The sequence below is a fragment of the Streptomyces pluripotens genome (genome assembly GCF_000802245.2).
Lineage (GTDB): Bacteria > Actinomycetota > Actinomycetes > Streptomycetales > Streptomycetaceae > Streptomyces > Streptomyces pluripotens.
Map to the genome: position 1 here is coordinate 2,527,112 of NZ_CP021080.1, position 17,622 is coordinate 2,544,733.

Below are 17,622 nucleotides of genomic sequence, written 5' to 3' on the forward strand. Positions count from 1 at the left end.
AGTGGGGTTTCTCGCTGGTTGGGCAGGCCCGTGACGCGGGTTGCGGCGGTGGAACCGCGAGTCATGAGCATGACATTCTGGATGCCGGATGAACGCGACATGACAGATTGCGCCATGAACGTAGTCCGGACCCGTCCCTACTCGGCAGTACCGGAGGGAATTCTTTGCCCCTCCATTGGATGCGTTTAGCCCCCTCATTAGGAGGGGGCTAGGACCGAACCGCTACGAAACGGACCGGGCGCCAGAGAACTCTCATGAAGACCTTGTTGAGACTTCTAGGCCCAGAGCTGACCCTGGAGCGTCTCAATGGCGTCCTCCGTCGTGGCCGCCGTGTAGACGCCGGTGGAGAGGTACTTCCAGCCACCGTCGGCCACGATGAAGACGATGTCGGCGCTCTCCCCCGCCTTCACCGCCTTGCGGCCGACCCCGATCGCCGCGTGCAGCGCGGCCCCGGTGGAGACACCCGCGAAAATCCCCTCCTGCTGGAGGAGTTCACGGGTGCGGGTGACCGCGTCGGCGGAGCCGACCGAGAAGCGGGTGGTGAGGACGGAGGCGTCGTACAGCTCGGGCACGAAACCCTCGTCGAGGTTGCGCAGGCCGTACACCAGGTCGTCGTAGCGCGGCTCGGCGGCGACGATCTTCACGTCCGGCTTGTGCTCGCGCAGGTAGCGGCCGACCCCCATGAGCGTGCCGGTGGTGCCGAGGCCCGCCACGAAGTGCGTGATCGACGGCAGGTCGGCGAGGATCTCCGGGCCGGTCGTGGCGTAGTGGGCGCCCGCGTTGTCCGGGTTGCCGTACTGGTAGAGCATCACCCAGTCGGGGTGCTCGGCGGCCAGTTCCTTGGCGACGCGGACGGCCGTGTTGGAGCCGCCCGCGGCCGGGGAGGAGATGATCTCCGCGCCCCACATGCCCAGCAGGTCCCGGCGCTCTTGAGAGGTGTTCTCCGGCATCACGCACACCATGCGGTAGCCCTTGAGCTTGGCCGCCATGGCCAGGGAGATGCCGGTGTTGCCGGAGGTGGGCTCCAGGATCGTGCAGCCCGGGGTCAGCCGGCCGTCCTTCTCCGCCTGCTCGATCATGTGCAGAGCGGGACGGTCCTTGACCGACCCGGTCGGATTGCGGTCCTCCAACTTGGCCCAGATGCGGACGTCGGCGGACAGCGACAGCCGCGGCAGGCGTACCAGGGGCGTGTTGCCCACCGCGGCCAGTGGGGAGTCGTAGCGCATCGCTGATCAGGCCATACCGCCGGCCACGGCCGGCAGGATCGTCACGTTGTCGCCGTCGGACAGCTTGGTGCTGATGCCGTCCAGGAAGCGGACGTCCTCGTCGTTGAGGTAGACGTTGACGAAACGGCGCAGTTGCGCACCGTCCACGATGCGGGCCTGGATGCCCGCGTGCCGGGTTTCGAGGTCGGCGAACAGCTCGGCGAGGGTCTCCCCGGTGCCTTCGACCGCCTTCCGGCCGTCGGTGTACTGGCGGAGGATGGTGGGGATGCGGACCTCGATGGCCATGGTTGAGGGCTCCTGTCGGAAGGTGTCGTCGGGTCGGGGGCGCGCGATCGCGATGGAGGTCCCCGGGCTTCGGCAGCGCCGGGACAGCGCCGCGGCTACGGCCGTACGGCGGCTGGGAACGTCAACAGATGGCGCTGTTCAGCCTGCACAGGTCGACGTGCAGCCGCGCCACGAGCAGCATGCCCGGCGTCTTCTCGCTCACGTCGTACTGAACCATGGGCTCATCGTATCGATTCCCGGCATGGGCCCCGGAATGTGATCCCACATGACGGACGGATCCCCACCATGGAGTGAGATCAGTAGGCCTCCACGACCTTGACCGGCTCCTCGGCGACCTCACCCGCCACGATCCGGAACGAGCGGAACTGGAACTCGCCAGCACTGTCGGCATCCGCCGTGGAGACCAGGACGTAGTGGGCTCCGGGCTCGTTGGCGTAGGAGATGTCGGTGCGGGAGGGGTAGGCCTCGGTAGCGGTGTGGGAGTGGTAGATGACCACCGGCTCCTCGTCGCGGTCGTCCATGTCCCGGTACAGCTTGAGCAGGTCTTGCGAGTCGAACTCGTAGAAGGTGGGCGAGCGAGCCGCGTTGAGCATCGGGATGAAGCGCTCGGGGCGGCCGGAGCCCGCGGGGCCCGCCACCACGCCGCACGCCTCGTCGGGGTGGTCCTCGCGCGCGTGGGCGACGATCTGGTCGTACAGGGCCTGGGTGATGGTCAGCATGGGGGTCAGGATAAGCAGCGGGGCCGCCCCGTACCGCGGAGTGGTACGGGGCGGCCCACATGCTGGACGTCCTGAGCGGCGGCGGCCGGGGGCGCCACGAGTGCTCCCGGCGGCCGGACGTCCCGGGAGGGGGTCCTGGCCAGATGTCAGCGCTTGCGGAAGGCCGCAGCCTCAGGGTTGCGGCGCTTCAGCGCCCAGTAAGCGACACCGAGGATCACCGCCCACAGCGGCGCGCAGTACAGCGAGACACGGGCATCCTTGTCGATACCCATCATCACGATCACCATACCGATGAAGAGCAGCGCCAACACGCTGGTGTACGGGGCACCCGGCGCGCGGAAGCCCGAGCGGGGCAGTTCCCCGCGGTCGGCCTTCGCCCGGTACCGGATCTGGCAGACCAGGATGACAATCCAGGCCCACATGCCGGAGATGGTCGCGAAGGACACCACGTAGTCGAACGCCTTGCCCGGCCACTGGTAGTTGATCCAGACGCCCACCAGCATCAGCGCGGCGGAGAACGTCGTACCGACAAGCGGGGTACCACTGCGCGTCAGCTTGGTGAAGAGCCCCGGACCCTGGCTGTTGAGGGCGAGGTCGCGCAGCATGCGCCCGGTGGAGTACATGCCCGAGTTGCAGGAAGACAGCGCGGCCGTGAGGACCACGAAGTTGACGATGCCCGCCCCCGCGGCCAGGCCCATCTTCTGGAAGGCCGCCACGAAGGGACTCACGCCCGGGTGGAAGCTCGTCCACGGCACCACCGAAAGGATCATGATCAGCGCGCCGACGTAGAAGACGGCGATACGCCACGGAACGGTGTTGATCGCCCTGGGCAGTACCTTCTCGGGGTCCTTGGACTCCCCCGCGGTCACACCGACCAGCTCGACGGCGAGGAAGGCGAACATCACCATCTGCAAGGTCATCAGGGTGCTGCCGACGCCGTGCGGGAAGAAGCCGCCGTCGCTCCACAGGTGGCTCACCGAAGCGGTGTCGCCGGCGTCGGAGAAGCCGAGGGTCAGGATGCCGGCGCAGATCAGGATCATGCCGATGATCGCGGTGACCTTGACCATGGAGAACCAGAACTCCAGCTCACCGAAGAGCTTCACGGAGATCAGGTTGGCGCCGTAGAGGACGATCGTGAAGACCAGGGCCGAGACCCACTGCGGGACGTCGAACCAGTAGGTCATGTAGGCCGCCGCCGCGGTCACCTCGGTGATGCCCGTGACCACCCAGAACAGCCAGTACGTCCACCCGGTCACGAAACCCGCGAAGGGACCGATGAACTCGCGCGCGTACTCGGAGAACGAACCCGACACCGGGCGGTACATCAGCAGTTCACCGAGCGCCCGCATGATCAGGAAGATGACGAGGCCCGCGATGGCGTACGCCAGAATCAGACTGGGGCCCGCCTTGGAAATGCCCTTGCCCGCACCGAGGAACAGGCCGGTGCCGATGGCACCGCCGATGGCGATCATTTGGATCTGCCGGGAGCCGAGCCCGCGGTGGTACCCCTCGCCGCCCTCGCCGTGCTCCGCCCGTACGGCCGCATTGCCGTCGCGCTGCTGGTCGACCTGCGCTGAGGTCATGTGTTGGTGCGCCTTTCTCCATGCCGACCCGGGCCCTTCGTCGGCCCCGGATCTGGTGTCGATCCCCCCGGACTGCTGGAGCTGGGCGGGGTTCGCGATCCCGCCCGTGCCTGGCCGACGGTCGTCGGCTCGGTGGCGCACCCGGCCGGACATGGGTGGCGTCGGCCGGGCGGTCGTGAAGATCTATCACGGCCGCCCTATCGATTGCAGGCGCGAAATGTGGCACACCACACAGGGAAAAGCAGACAAAGAACGCCCAAATGCGGCAGATCAAGCCAGAGCGGTGATGAGATCGTTATCCGGATTTGAGCGTCCGCTGAGCGAACGTCGAATCCGCACGCTCAGGGCACCCCCGGCACACCCTTCAGGGCACCCCCGGCACACCCTTCAGGGCACCCTCAGCTCATTCTCAGGGCGTGAACGTGGTGACGAGCGTCTCCTGGAGCCCACCCAGCCAGAGGTAGGCCATGACCATCGGCTTGCGCGGATCATCATCGGGGAGTCGATAGAGCAGATCGGTGTCGTTCTCGTCGGTGATCTCCAGCCGGGAGCCGATCGCCAGACGGAGGTCATTGAGGGCACCGAGCCACTGCCGCGACTCCTCCGGGGACAGCTTGAGCACCGCCCCTCCCTCGTCCACCGGTGCGAGCGCGTCCAGGGTGCGGATCACGGCGAGCGCGTTCTCCCGCTTGCCCGCCCTGAGGTCGTTCTCGGTGTACCGGCGGAACTCGGCGGAGTAGGCACGCCACTCCTCGGCCTCGGCAGGCGAGCCCGGGGCCTTTCCCGGGTCGCTGTAGGCGTCCGGGAAGAGCCGGCGCAGGACCGGATCGGCGGGGGGCTCGCTCGGGCCCTCGGCGAACAGTTCGGCGAGCGGGTCGTCGGGGGCGTCCGCGCCGGGGCCGGGACCGATGAGTTCCAGGAGCTGGACGGCCAGCGACCGGATGATGGAGATCTCAACGTCGTCGAGGGCGACGGCGGCGCCGCCGCCGGGAAGCGGTTCGAAATGTCCAGGCATATGAGTGGGTTCGCTACTTCCGGTCCTGCTGGAGGGTGGCCCACAGACCGTAGCCGTGCATCGCCTGCACGTCGCGTTCCATCTCCTCGCGCGTACCGCTGGAGACGACCGCCCGGCCCTTGTGGTGGACGTCGAGCATGAGCTTGGTGGCCTTGTCCTTGGGGTAGCCGAAGTACGACTGGAAGACGTACGTCACATAGCTCATGAGGTTAACCGGGTCATTGTGGACGATCGTGATCCAAGGGACGTCGGGCTCGGGTACGGCGAAGGCCTCCTCCGCCGACTCGGTGCGTTCGATCTCCAGGGGCGCGGGTGACGTCACAGTGCCCATGCTGCCACGGGCCACCTAAATCGTCACACTGACGAAATGGGGGTAGCATCCGTTGCCGTACTCCACATGCCGGGGGACAGCCCCCGGCCCCCGGCCGTCTGACGGGGGGACCCGGAGATCATGGGCTAGGTGAAGTTTGGTGGACGTAGCGGACCTTGGACTGCCGGTGGAAGTTCCCTCGACGGCGCTCTTCACGGACCAATACGAGCTGACGATGCTGCAGGCCGCTCTGAAGGCCGGTACGGCCGAACGGCGGAGCGTGTTCGAGGTCTTCACCCGGCGGCTGCCCAACGGCCGCCGTTACGGCGTGCTGGGCGGCACCGGGCGCGTCCTGGACGCGGTGGAGAACTTCCGCTTCGACGCGGACATCCTCGGTTTCCTGCGTGATCGGGAGATCGTCGACGAGGCGACCCTGACGTGGCTCGCCGGCTACCGCTTCAGCGGTGACATCTGGGGCTACCCCGAGGGCGAGGTGTACTTCCCGGGCTCTCCGGTCATGCGGGTCGAGGGCAGCTTCGCCGAGTGCGTGCTGCTGGAGACCGTGATCCTCTCCATCCTCAACCACGACTCCGCGATCGCCGCGGCCGCCTCCCGCATGGCCTCCGCCGCCGGTGGCCGCCCGCTGATCGAGATGGGTGCGCGCCGCACCCACGAACTGGCCGCCGTGGCCACCGCCCGGGCCGCGTACGTCGGCGGCTTCGCGACCACGTCCGACCTGGCGGCCGGCTTCCGCTACGGCATCCCGACCGTCGGCACCTCCGCGCACGCCTTCACCCTGCTCCACGACCGCGAGCGGGATGCCTTTCAGGCCCAGGTGAACACCCTCGGACGCGGGACGACCCTCTTGGTCGACACCTACGACGTCGCCACTGCCGTCCGCACGGCGGTGGAGGTGGCCGGGCCCGAGCTGGGCGCGGTCCGCATCGACTCCGGTGACCTGCTGCTGGTGGCCCACCGGGTACGGCAGCAACTGGACGAGCTGGGCGCGACCCGCACGAAGATCATCGTGACCTCGGATCTGGACGAGTATGCGATCGCCTCCCTGGCCGCCGCACCCGTCGACGCGTACGGAGTCGGCACCCAGCTGGCGACCGGCTCCGGGCACCCGACCGCCGCCATGGTCTACAAGCTGGTCGCCCGCGCCGGGAGCAGCGACCCCGGGGCCTTGCTGGTGCCCGTCGCGAAGAAGTCCAGCGGCGGCAAGACCTCCGTGGGGGGCCGCAAGTGGGCGGCCCGCCGCCTGGACGCGGACGGGGTGGCCGAGGCCGAGGTCGTAGGCACCGGTGCGGTCCCGGACCGGCTGGCCGGTCGGCAGCTGTTGGTACAGCTGGTCAAGGGCGGTGAGGTGGTCGCCCGGGAGCCGCTGGACGTGCCGCGGAACCGTCACATCGCCGCCCGCGCGAATCTACCCCTGTCCGCTACCCAGCTGTCCCGGGGGGAACCCGTTATTCCGACGGAGTACCTGCACGACGGCTCGGGTAGCTAGAGCGGGACCCCGCCCCCTCGACCGCCGCGCCAAACGTCCCCCTCCCGCACCGGCCCGCAAGTCTCTAGGCTCAGTTACTCAGCCAACAGTCGAAGGACATCCACCATGCGCCGCGCCTTGATCGTCGTAGACGTGCAGAACGACTTCTGCGAGGGAGGCAGCCTCCCGGTGGCCGGCGGCGCGGACGTGGCCGCCGCCATCACCGAGCTGATCGGCCAGGCGGCGGGTACCGGCTACCGCCACGTAGTGGCCACCCGTGACCACCACATCGCCCCCGGCGGCCACTTCGCGGACAACCCCGACTACGTCCGCTCCTGGCCCGCGCACTGCGTCGCGGGCACGGAGGGCGTGGGCTTCCACCCGAACTTCGCCCCGGCCGTCGCCTCCGGGGCGGTGGACGCGGTGTTCGACAAAGGGGCTCACTCGGCGGCCTACAGCGGCTTCGAGGGCACCGACGAGAACGGCGTCCCGCTGGCCGAATGGCTCCGCGCCCGCCATGTCGACGAAGTCGACGTGGTCGGCATCGCCACCGACCACTGCGTGCGGGCGACCGCGCTGGACGCGGTACGGGAGGGCTTCAGCACCCAGGTGCTCCTGGACCTGACCGCAGGAGTCGCCGCCGAGACGACCGAGCGGGCACTGGAGGAGCTGAGGGAGGCGGGCGTGGCACTGACCGGCAAGCCCGTGGTCAGCGGCTAGTGCCAGGGGTGTGTCGAGGGTCCTGTGCACCGTAGGTGCGGTGCGGGACTTCGACACACCCCCAGAATGTCGTGACCGCAGGGGTCCGGCGGATTGAGCGGCCAAGGCCACGGTGGTGAGCGGTCGGCCTCAGGGTCCGGACACCGCGCCTACCGCGCCGGCTGCTGCACCACCGCCGTCCGGCGCAGCAGCGCCCGGATCGGACGCCACAGCTCGTTCACCGTGACACCGTTGTCGGGGGCCGTACGCCATATCAGGCCGTCCGGGTGGTGCAGCACTGCCGTGATCTCGTCCGGTGTCGGAGGCGCCGCGTTGCCTCGCAGATACACCGCACGCAACCCCAGGTTGCGCAGCCGGGTGAGAGCCCGGGCGCGGTTGTGGGCGTGCACCAGTACCCGCACTCCGGCCGGGCCACCGGCCGGGCCACCGGCCGGGCTGGGCAGATTCAGGGCCACCACCACTGTCCCGTTCGGTAGCTTGCAGAAGCCTCCTGCGGCCATGCGGTCACATCCCCGTTTCGGTCGGTGTCAATAAGCGGTCCACAGGACGCACCTAAACACGATCGGCGGCAGCCCGCCAAGGGGCTCCCGCCGATACGCCTCTGACCTGCTGCTATGCCGACTACTTCACCGCGGGGCCGACCTTGATCAGCATCGTGGAGCCGTTCCTGGCCTCCTTGACGATGGCGATCTTGGTGTTGGTGTCAGTGACTTTCACGCCGGCCGCCGGGTTCGACGGGTCGTAGTAGGTGTGCGTGTGGTCGTTGAAGACCCGGACGCCCCTGGAGCCCTTGATCCTGGTCACGGAGTCGGCCTTGTGCAGCCTCATGCCCTGCGTGCGGTAGCGGCTGAACGGGGAGTCGTAGGCCTGGATGCGGTTGCGCATCAGCGTGCCGTCCGACCACTTGAGCGCCTTCGGATGCGAGTCGACCGGCAGGATCAGCCCGGTGCCCGGGTGGTCGTTGACATTGGTGTTGTTGTCCGCCTGGGAGGTGTCCCACTTCCAGATCAGCAGACCGTTCTGGTACGGGTAGTGCTCCACCCAGTCCGGACGCGACGCGGAGCCGAAGTTGTACGGGCCCGTCCTGAGGGTCTTGTCGTAGGACACGTACTGCCGGTTCTCGGCGATGTAGTACTGCTTGTAGTCCTTGGTGAAGGACTCACCGATGCGGGAGAAACCAGCAGCCGTCCAGGCGGTGTCGGCCGACTCGGCGTCGTCCGAGAAGACCGGTGCGCCGTCGGCGGTCACGGCGATCTCGTCGGCCGTGAAGCCGCTCTCCGCGACCCCGCCGTCGGTGGCGTAGCGGAAGCGCAGGTCGATCTTCTTACCCGCGTAGGCGTCGAGGGAGTACGACAGTTGCTTGTGCGTCTGCGAGAAGCCGGACAGCGCCGGCTTGCCGCTGCCGTCACGCGGGATGGCCTGACCGTCGGCCGTGCCGTCCAGGGCGGTCCAGTTGGCGCCGCCGTCGGCGGACACCTCGGTGTACAGGTAGTCGTAGCCGTCCTCGATGGCCCACCAGCCGTCCAGGTCGAGGGTCGCCGACGATTTGCCGGTCAGGTCCACGGACCTGGTCAACGTGTTCTTCAGATCGTTGCCGCTGCCGCTCCACCACTGGGTCGAGCCCTGTGCCGGCTTCACGATCGTGGTGGTGACCGCCTTGTCCGGCAGGGTGACCAAGAGGGCCTGCTTGTCCCAGGTGTTGTACTCGGCGACACCCAGCTTGTGCGTGGACTGCTTGCCGGCCTTGGCCGTGTCGTAGTTGAGCCAGCCCAGCTGCAGCTTGTCCCAGGCGTTCATGTCCCCGGGCAGGTCACCGATGGACTTGCGACCGGTGCCGAGCCAGGAGCCGGAGGACATCAGGGTCCAGAAACCCGTGGAGTTGTCGCCGCCGTCGGTGTCGTACTCGTCCGGCAGGCCGAGGTCGTGACCGTACTCGTGGGCGAAGACACCGAGACCGCCGTTCTCCGGCTGGATGGTGTAGTCGCCGACCCAGATGCCGGTGTCGCCGACCTGCGTGCCGCCGAGCTTGTTGTCCTCGGGGCCGGTGGCACCGGCGTCGGTACCGAAGGCGTACCAGCGGTGGGCCCAGATCGCGTCCTTGCCCTGGGCACCGCCGCCCGCGGACTCGTCCTCACCGGCGTGCACGATCTGGAAGTGGTCGATGTAACCGTCGGGCTCGTTGAAGTTGCCGTCGCCGTCGTAGTCGTAGCGGTCCCACTGGTCGTACTTGGCAAGGTCCTTCTTGATGTCCGCGTCGGTACGCCCCGCCGCCTTCTGCTGGGCGACCCAGGCGTTCAGGCCGTCACGGACGACGTTCCACACACTCGTGCAGTTGGTCTGGCCGCAGGCGTTGTTGCCGTAGCGGGCCTCGTTGTAGGGAACCTTGACCCAGTCGGAGACCTCTCCGTCGACCGAGTAGCGGCCCGAGGACTGCTTCTCGTAGTACTTCTTCAGCGACTCGGTCCTCCTGCCGGTGCCGAAGTAGAGGTCCTGGTAGTGCTTCTGGTCGTAGTCCTTCTGCCAAGCCGTCGAGTTGTCCTTTCGACGGTCCGGCGCCGGGATCGTGTTGTGCAGCGGGCCCGCGGTACCGCCGTACCGGGGATCGGACTTGTCGCCGAACTCCACCAGGATGGTGAAGATCTTGTCGGTCTTCTCACGGCTCAGCTCGACGTACTTGCTCCGGCCCCTGCGGCTCTTGAGCTTGACGACCTTGGAGCCGTGGCGCTCCTGCGCCTTGGCCTTGCCTGAGATGAGCTGGTTCAGGGCTTCCTGACGCTGGGCTTCCCGTGTCTTGCTCAGCGGGCCGTCGAGGTCGTGCTTCTGCTGCTTCACCGGGGCCGGGTCGTGTCGGTTCACGACGGCCTGCCCGGCCATGGTGCTCGCCTCTGCCACGGCGAAGGTGGCGAACGTGGCGGAAGCCGCCGCGATCGTCACACCGATCGTGGCCGCTCTGAACGTCCAGGATCTGCTGGTCACTTGAGTTCCTCCCCCGCGCCGCGCGCACGGACAGGGGGTCCCGGGTCATGGGGGGTTCCGTGCGCGCACGTTCAACGCGTGTTCAAGTGACGTAATTTGACTAGAGGTTTAGAAGAAAAAACAAGATCTTGACTTGCTCAGGACAAGTGCACTATGCGGAGCGGAAGTCCGCTTTACGAACGCTGCGTCACCCGTCCCTCCGCGCAGCGGTTCGTCCGCTTACCGGACCCCGTGACTCTGTGCGCCCCCCGTGCACCAGTAGCGTGGGTTAGGTCACGCTTACCGGACATCCTGTTCGGGCATGCACGCGAAGAGAGTCGAACGGCACCCCCCGAACCCTCCGAAACCCGCGAAGACTTCCGAGGACACGATTGCCATGCCTCGTCCGACCGCCGCACAGCTCGCCTACGGTTCCTGCACCGTGATCCTCTCGACGTTCGCCATGCTGCTGCTGTCCCGGGCGAGTACGGGCCTTGGAATCGCCGTCATCGCCGTGTCGGCCCTGACCCTGGGACTGCTCGTCGCGATGACGGCGCCGCTGCCCAAGGCGCACACCGCCCCTGCGGAGGCCGAGTCCGCGGAGGCCGAGTCCGCTGAGGCCGAGTCCGCTGAGACCGAGTCCGCTGAGGCCACGCCCAGGGAGGAGCCGGTGACCACGGCGCTGTGACCCGGAACGCATGAGAGCGGCGGGCCACCCGTCACGCCGCGGAAACCCACCGCTCTCGTATGGGTGCCCATCACTCGCTCCTGTTCAACGGGTGCTGACCACCACCGTCTTGGCCGCCTTGTCGTGCAGGCCCTGTTTGTACGGCTTGTCGAAGAAGCTCCAACCACCTGCGATGGCCGTCCAGATACAGGCGCAACAGAAGGCGAACGGCACCCAGAGCACCAGGGCGCGGATCAGCGAGGTCTGCACCGAAGGGGTGGCGCCATCGTCCAGGTTGGCCACCCGCATGTTGAGCCACTTCTTGCCGAGGGTCTGGCCGGTCTTGCTGATCATGTAGGTGTCGTAGGCGGTATAGAGGACAGCCGCGATGAAGGACTGTGCGACGGATCTGCCGACCTCGACGCTGTTGCCGTTGACGTTGTACTCACGCACGCCGAACGCCCAGGTGAGCAGCCAGACGACAATACCGACGAGGACCATGTCGACGATCCGTGCGAGCGTCCGCTTGCCGCTGTCGGCGAGCGGGGCCATCCCCGCCAGGGGGTCACTGGGGTATCCGCCGGCACCGCCTCCATAGGGGCTGCCGCCGTACGGACCGCCCCCGTAGGGAGGAGGTTGCTGGCCGCCGGGCGGAGGAGGTTGACCGCCGGGCGGAGGAGGCCAGCCCTCGGGCGGGGGCGGGGGCTGGCCGCCGCCGGGCGGCGGGGGCTGCTGGGCGCCACCGTACGGGGTGTCGTACGGCGATCCCGCCCCCTGGTCCGACGGGGGCCGCTTCCTCAGCGGGTCGTCTTCGGGGGGCTGCGGTCCGGTGCCGGAAGGCGGTTCGCTGCTCATGGCCCGAGTGGACCCCGAACGCCCCGGCTCCGCACCCGGCAGACGGCCGTACGGAGTACGTGTGCCCGCTGCCCGTCAGTCCGTCAGCCGTCAGTCCGTCAGTCCGCGACGAACGTGTGGGCCGCCTTGTCGTGCCAGCACTGGTGCCAGGGGCGGTCGAACAGGCACCACAGCACGCCCACGATCCCGATTCCGAGCAACCCGGGGACGCTGTAGACCAACCAGCGGCGCAGAGCCGGGCCGAAGGTCGGAGGCTCGTGCGCCTCGATGTCCCGTACCTGAAGTCCGCACAGTTTCTTGCCGAGGGTGCGGCCCCACTTGACGGTGGGCAGCACCTCGTACAGCGCGCCGGAGAGCAAGAGGACGGCGAGGACGATCCCGATGCTGGTTCCGGTCGTGCCGTCGAGCAACCAGACGGTGACGGTACGGCCGGACGCCCTGGCCGTGTCGATCTTCTGCTGAACGTGGTCAACGGCCCGCGCGCCCAGGGGCACGGCCGCGGCCGCCGTCATGGCGCCCACGGCCAGGCTGTCGATCAGCCGCGCGGTGAACCGCTTGCCGAGTCCCGCGGGCCGGGCCTCGGCCTGGCGACGCGCGGCGGCCTGGAACGGGTCCTCCACCGGCGGCTTCCACGGTGCCACAGGCGGCTCGTCCGCTCCTCCGGCCAGTTGGTGCACCTGCTGCGCCCAGGAGGCCTGACCGCCGCCGGAGCCACTGGTCAGCGGAGTACCAGGGGCACCGGTCTGCGCCGGACCGGCCTGCTGCGGCACCGAGGGACCTGCGGCCGGCGGGGCGGCCGAGGCCGTCCGGCGGCCTTGGGGCGGCTGTCTACGGGTGGGCTGGGCTACCTGGGGGGCCGGTGCGGCGGCACGCGCAGCGGCAGCCTTTCCGGCGCTGAAACCGGGGCCCACGGCCGGGGCGGAGGACGCGGCGGAAGGAGAGCCGGACGGGAAGGCGGAAGAAGACGCGGCAGCGGAGGACGATGCGGGCGTGGCGGAGGACGCCGGGGCGGCGGCGCCCGAGCCCTGCGCGGCGAAACCGGCCCCCCGGCCGGAGCCGGGCACGCCGAACCCCGAGCCGCCCCCGGCCCCCGGGCCGGACCTCTGCCCGCCGGCTCCTTGCCCGTCGAAGGCCGTGCCCGCGGGTCCGGTACCCAGGTCTGCGGCACGGTCGACCTGCGCCCCCAGGCCTTCCCGGCCGTCCGGTCCCGGCGCCGGGCGGAACGCCGGGGTGCCGTCGTCCGTGATGGCCGCGGGGCCCGGCACCGGACGACGCAAGATGAACGTGCCATCGGCATCGCGGGCGTCGCCTTCCGCGGGCGGGACCGCCGCCATGCCGCCGATGCGGTCGGCGTGGCCGGCCGGCTGGGCTGAAGCGGGAACGCGCGGATCGGCTCCCCAGGGGGTTGCGCCGGCGTTTCCCCCGGCGGCGGAGCGCGGCTGCGGATCCTCGTCGAAGAAGTGCGGGCCGGTCTCCTCCACGGCCGGGGCCGCCGGGCGGACGCCGAGCGGTGGAGTGAGCGGTTCGCCGTCCTTCGGCGCCGGGCGGCTGGTGCCGGGCACCCAGGAGGCGCCGTTCCAGTAGCGGACGTAACCGGGGATGGACGGGTCCGGGTAGTAGCCCTCGCGGGGCCTGTCGTCACCTGGGGCCGGGGTTGGGGCGCTCATGGTCCGTCGTCCCGTATCTGCTCGGGGGTGGGATGGGATCCCCCACATCTATCAGACCGCTCCCGCGGTTGTGGCCGGTGTTGACCGATGACGCCAGCAAACCCCCATCGTCGGCGCTCCGGCCCCATGGGCACCGGGGCAGGCACGGGGTGCGCACGGCCCCCTCCAGTCCGTGAAGGCGTTCGACTCCCCCTGGACCATGCGGAATTCGCTGATCGGATCGCGGCACGGGCCCCGAACGGATCCGCGGCGCACCGGGCAGGCAGGAGACGAGGTGGCCGACGGCAGACCACACGGCCCGTCCCCCGTTCGTTCGGTCACCGCAGTGCGCGGGTGGTCCCGTTGTCCCGGTGCTACCGGCAGAGCCCCTCCCCCCGTCGTGCCCATGGGCCCTCCTGCCGCCTCCGATCATGTCCTGCCCACTGCTCACATGATCCTGGGAATCGTCCTCCGTTCACCCGCACGAGGGACGACGACCGGCTCCCCCCTTTGACCTCCTTCCGTTCGGCCGACAGGTGTCGGCGGATGCAGGCAAAAAATCTCCCGGAACCCGCGTAATGGCCCGGCCGGTGCCGCCTCTCCCCTGGTGCGGGCCCGTGACGAACGGCCCCGACACGCTGGACGAGGAAAGGAAACACAGGTCATGCAACACACCGTCGTGGAGCGGGAACTAGAGTTGAAGCTCATCCTGTCGCCGGAGCGGAGCATCCCGGTCCCGGCCCGGCTCAGCTACCGGTCCGACGATCCGTACGCCGTCCACATCACCTTCCACATCAACTCCGAGTACCCCGTCAACTGGACATTCGCCCGAGACCTGTTGGTGGAGGGCGTGTTCCGGCCCTGCGGACACGGGGACGTGCGGGCGTGGCCCACGAAGGTCGGTGGGCGCAGCGTGGTGCTGATGGCGCTGAGCTCACCGGACGGGGACGCCCTGTTGGAGGCGCCCACCCCGCAGGTGTCGGCCTGGCTGGAGCGGACGCTGCGCGCGGTGCCACCGGGGTCGGAGGGCGGCCAGTTGGGCATCGACGACGCGCTCGACCAACTGCTGGCCCAATGAGCGTGCACTGCCGGAAAGGGGGCACCAGGAACAGGAAGAGGACAGCCGCGGGGAAGGCGTCAGAAGAGCTTGCCGGGGTTGAGGATGCCCAGCGGGTCGAAGGCCTGTTTCACCGCCCGCTGCATCTCCAGCCCGACCGGGCCGAGTTCCCGGGCCAGCCACTCCTTCTTCAGGACGCCGACGCCGTGTTCGCCGGTGATGGTGCCGCCCAGCTCCAGGCCGAGGGCCATGATCTCGTCGAAGGACTCGCGGGCCCGCCGGGACTCATCGGGGTCACCGGCGTCGAAACAGACGACGGGGTGGGTGTTGCCGTCACCGGCGTGCGCACACAGCCCGATGGTCAGGCCGTACTCCTCGGCGATCCGCTCGGTTCCCTCGATCATCGCTCCGAGCCGGGAGCGCGGCACACACACGTCGTCGATCATCGTCGTGCCCGTGACCGCCTCCAGCGCGGGCAGCGCGAGCCGCCGGGCCTGGAGCAGCAGCTCGGACTCGGCCGCGTCCTCAGCCGGGACGACCTGGGTGGCGCCCGCCGCCTCGCACAGGGCACCGACGGCGGCGAGGTCGGCGGCCGGGTCCAGGGTGTCGAACGCGGCGAGCAGCAGCGCCTCCGTGGTCTCGGGGAGCCCCATACGGGCGAGGTCGTTGACGGCCTTGACGGTCGTACGGTCCATCAGTTCGAGGAGGGATGGCAGGTGGCCTTCCGCCATGATCCGGCACACGGCGTCACAGGCGTCGGCGGCGGAGGCGAACTCGGCGGCCAGCACCAGCTGCCTCGGCGGCTTGGGTTTGAGCGCCAGGACGGCTCGGACGACGATGCCGAGGGAGCCCTCGGAGCCGACGAACAGCCGGGTGAGGTCGTAGCCCGCGACGCCCTTGGCCGTGCGGCGGCCGGTGGTCAGGAGACGGCCGTCGGCGAGGACCACGTCCAGACCGAGGACGTACTCGGCGGTCACGCCGTACTTGACACAGCACAGGCCGCCGGAGGCCGTTCCGATGTTGCCGCCGATCGTGCACATCTCCCAGCTGGAGGGGTCCGGCGGGTAGTACAGGCCGTGTTCTTCGACGGCACGGGAGAGGGCCGCGTTGATCACCCCGGGTTCGACCACGGCGATCCGGTCAACGGGGCTGATCTCCAGGATGCGGTCCATCTTGGTGAGGGACAGCACGATGCAGCCGTCGGCGGCGTTGGCGCCGCCGGACAGTCCGCTGCGGGCGCCCTGCGGGACCACGGGCACGCGCAGCTCGGTTGCGGTGCGCATCACGTGCTGCACCTGTTCCACGGTGCGCGGCAGCACGACGACGGCCGGCGCGCCCGCCGGGCAGAAGCTCGCCATGTCGTGGGCGTAGGAGGCCGTGATGCCGGGGTCGGTCAGAACGGCCTCGGTGGGCAGGCCGGCCAGGAGCCGGTCGGTGAGGTTCGTCACTGCCTCGTCGCGAGGCGCTTCGATACGGCTCATGATCACAGGGTCGCACTCACGGCCATCGGTGTGAACCCCGTCCGTGCCGTCCTTGGGCCGCACGGACGTACTGGTCGTGTTGACGCACAGTGAGCGCCATGGACCACCGACCGTGCGTGCCGGGCACGTCCCTGATCGCCGAGCAGCCCCCTGCGCACCGCCGCCGGCGGCGAGTGCTGCGACGGGTGCTGCTCACCGCACTGGCGGGTGGGGCCGTCGCGGGCGCGGTGCTCATGCTGGTGCCCCGGGAGCAGGCGCACGAGCCGGCCCGACCGCCCGCCGAGGCCCCTCGGACGCAGGCACTGACCGCCGTCGCCTCGGGGGTCCCGGCCGCACTGCCCCGGTTGACGGCGCTCATCGAGCAGCAGGAACAGCGGGTACGGGCGCAGCCACGGGACGCCCGTGCCTGGGCGGTGCTGGGTGCCGCGTACGTCGAACGGGGGCGCAGGACGGCCGACGCGGCGGAGTACCCGAAGGCGGAGCGGGCCCTGCGGACCTCGCTTGAGCTGCGGGGCAAGCGGATCGGCGGGGACACTGCGGCGCTGGAGGGGCTGGCTGCGCTGGCGGTCGCGCGTCGGGACTTCCCGGCGGCGAAACGGTACGGCGAGCAGGCGCTGAAGCTGGCTCCGAAACGCTGGACGGTATTTCCGCCGTTGATCGACGCCTATGCCGGGCTCGGCGACCACACGGCGGTCCGGCGGACGCTGGAGAAGCTGCTGGCGCTGCGCACCGGGACGGCGACGCGGTCCGCCGTCATGGCGCAAGCCGCGGTGGTGTACCGGGACCGGGGCTGGCGCGAGGACGCGGCGGCCCAGCTGACCGATGCGGCGGCTGCGGCCGGCACCCCCACCGAGCAGGCCGCCCGGCTGACCGGGCTCGGGCAGCTTGCCTGGGAACGCGGGGACCTCCAAGATGCGCTGCGGCACTTCGAGGCGGCCCTGCGTCTTGACGCCACAACCCCGGCCGCGGCTGCCGGGCGAGGGCGGACACTGGCCGCGCTGGGCCGTACCGCGCAGGCGCTGGCGGCGTACCGGTCCGCCCTTTCCCAGGACCCGCGAGCACCGGACGCCTTGGAGCTGGGCGAGTTGTACGAGTCGCTCGGCATGGCCAGGCAGGCCCGGGCGCAGTACGACCGGATGGAGGAGCTGGTGCGCCGGGCGGTGGCGGGCGGGGTCGACCAGGAACTGCTGATCGGGCGGTTCGAGGCGGACCACGGGGACGCGCAGGATGCCGTACGGCGGCTGCGGGCCGAGTGGCGACGGCAGCCGGGCGCCGAGGTGGCCGACGCGCTCGGCTGGGCGTTGCACCGGGCCGGTGACGACAAGGAGGCACTGACCTATGCGGACGCGGCGACGGACCGGGCGAAGGGCGGCGGGGTGCTCAGTGCACCGTACGCGTTCCACCGGGGAGTGATCGAGAAGGAGCTGGCGCTGTACGGTCCGGCACGACGGCACCTGCGCCAGGCGCTGCGGATCAACCCGTACTTCTCGCCGCTGCGGGTGCCGGCGGCCCGAGCCGCCCTCGGGGCGCTGGGCGACGCACCCGACGAGCCGCTGCCCACGGGGACCTCCCGATAGGCCCCCGGCTTCACCGTTCTGGCGTGGGGCGGGGTCGCGG

The 17,622-nt window shown here is 69.7% G+C and carries 17 protein-coding genes; 5 read left to right on the forward strand and 12 right to left on the reverse strand.

The window, feature by feature from the left end:
• Positions 1-275: 275 nt before the first annotated feature.
• The 7 genes from LK06_RS11210 to clpS form a co-directional block, all read right to left on the reverse strand.
• The gene (locus LK06_RS11210; protein WP_039657731.1) at positions 276-1,226 is read right to left on the reverse strand and encodes a PLP-dependent cysteine synthase family protein; all 951 of its coding nucleotides are present in this window, start codon (positions 1,224-1,226) and stop codon (positions 276-278) included.
• A 6-nt stretch (positions 1,227-1,232) separates the two neighbouring features.
• Positions 1,233-1,511 (reverse strand): MoaD/ThiS family protein, encoded by a 279-nt coding sequence (locus LK06_RS11215; protein ID WP_039657729.1) that lies wholly within the window; start codon positions 1,509-1,511, stop codon positions 1,233-1,235.
• 121 nt (positions 1,512-1,632) lie between these two features.
• Positions 1,633-1,728, reverse strand: a complete 96-nt coding sequence (locus tag LK06_RS35045) for a putative leader peptide (RefSeq protein WP_324609112.1) — start codon at positions 1,726-1,728, stop codon at positions 1,633-1,635.
• 79 nt (positions 1,729-1,807) lie between these two features.
• Complete coding sequence (locus tag LK06_RS11225) at positions 1,808-2,230, reverse strand: M67 family metallopeptidase (protein WP_039657727.1); 423 nt, start codon at positions 2,228-2,230, stop codon at positions 1,808-1,810.
• A 146-nt stretch (positions 2,231-2,376) separates the two neighbouring features.
• Positions 2,377-3,813 (reverse strand): amino acid permease, encoded by a 1,437-nt coding sequence (locus tag LK06_RS11230; RefSeq protein ID WP_039657726.1) that lies wholly within the window; start codon positions 3,811-3,813, stop codon positions 2,377-2,379.
• 409 nt (positions 3,814-4,222) lie between these two features.
• Positions 4,223-4,828, reverse strand: coding sequence for a DUF2017 domain-containing protein (locus LK06_RS11240; protein WP_039657724.1), 606 nt, complete (start codon positions 4,826-4,828; stop codon positions 4,223-4,225).
• Between the two features lie 13 nt (positions 4,829-4,841).
• Positions 4,842-5,159 carry an ATP-dependent Clp protease adapter ClpS gene (clpS, locus tag LK06_RS11245; RefSeq protein ID WP_039657746.1) on the reverse strand — a complete coding sequence of 106 codons (318 nt, stop codon included), beginning with the start codon at positions 5,157-5,159 and terminating at the stop codon, positions 4,842-4,844.
• 139 nt (positions 5,160-5,298) lie between these two features.
• Between clpS and LK06_RS11250 the strand changes: the two genes are divergently transcribed.
• Positions 5,299-6,645, forward strand: coding sequence for a nicotinate phosphoribosyltransferase (locus LK06_RS11250; RefSeq protein WP_043409535.1), 1,347 nt, complete (start codon positions 5,299-5,301; stop codon positions 6,643-6,645).
• A gap of 105 nt (positions 6,646-6,750) precedes the next feature.
• Positions 6,751-7,344 (forward strand): nicotinamidase, encoded by a 594-nt coding sequence (locus tag LK06_RS11255; RefSeq protein WP_039657720.1) that lies wholly within the window; start codon positions 6,751-6,753, stop codon positions 7,342-7,344.
• A gap of 149 nt (positions 7,345-7,493) precedes the next feature.
• On the opposite strand, the gene LK06_RS11260 is transcribed toward LK06_RS11255, so the two are convergent.
• Both LK06_RS11260 and LK06_RS11265 read right to left on the reverse strand, forming a co-directional pair.
• Entirely contained in the window at positions 7,494-7,844 is a 351-nt protein-coding gene (locus tag LK06_RS11260) for a hypothetical protein (protein ID WP_043432707.1), read from the reverse strand.
• A gap of 121 nt (positions 7,845-7,965) precedes the next feature.
• Complete coding sequence (locus LK06_RS11265; RefSeq protein WP_039657717.1) at positions 7,966-10,320, reverse strand: immune inhibitor A domain-containing protein; 2,355 nt, start codon at positions 10,318-10,320, stop codon at positions 7,966-7,968.
• Positions 10,321-10,696: 376 nt separating this feature from the next.
• On the opposite strand from LK06_RS11265, the gene LK06_RS11270 reads away from it, so the two are divergent.
• Positions 10,697-10,987: a hypothetical protein gene (locus LK06_RS11270; RefSeq protein WP_043432704.1), complete on the forward strand. Its 291-nt coding sequence runs from the start codon at positions 10,697-10,699 to the stop codon at positions 10,985-10,987.
• 84 nt (positions 10,988-11,071) lie between these two features.
• Here the strand turns inward: LK06_RS11270 and LK06_RS11275 are convergent, their stop codons facing one another.
• Both LK06_RS11275 and LK06_RS11280 read right to left on the reverse strand, forming a co-directional pair.
• Entirely contained in the window at positions 11,072-11,821 is a 750-nt protein-coding gene (locus tag LK06_RS11275; RefSeq protein WP_071659243.1) for an RDD family protein, read from the reverse strand.
• A 98-nt stretch (positions 11,822-11,919) separates the two neighbouring features.
• Entirely contained in the window at positions 11,920-13,488 is a 1,569-nt protein-coding gene (locus LK06_RS11280) for an RDD family protein (RefSeq protein WP_043432701.1), read from the reverse strand.
• A gap of 643 nt (positions 13,489-14,131) precedes the next feature.
• Between LK06_RS11280 and LK06_RS11285 the strand changes: the two genes are divergently transcribed.
• Entirely contained in the window at positions 14,132-14,545 is a 414-nt protein-coding gene (locus tag LK06_RS11285) for an SsgA family sporulation/cell division regulator (RefSeq protein WP_039657709.1), read from the forward strand.
• A 59-nt stretch (positions 14,546-14,604) separates the two neighbouring features.
• Here the strand turns inward: LK06_RS11285 and LK06_RS11290 are convergent, their stop codons facing one another.
• Positions 14,605-16,011 (reverse strand): FAD-binding oxidoreductase, encoded by a 1,407-nt coding sequence (locus LK06_RS11290; RefSeq protein WP_039657707.1) that lies wholly within the window; start codon positions 16,009-16,011, stop codon positions 14,605-14,607.
• A gap of 92 nt (positions 16,012-16,103) precedes the next feature.
• Between LK06_RS11290 and LK06_RS11295 the strand changes: the two genes are divergently transcribed.
• Positions 16,104-17,582, forward strand: coding sequence for a tetratricopeptide repeat protein (locus tag LK06_RS11295; RefSeq protein ID WP_039657705.1), 1,479 nt, complete (start codon positions 16,104-16,106; stop codon positions 17,580-17,582).
• Positions 17,583-17,622 lie beyond the last annotated feature (40 nt).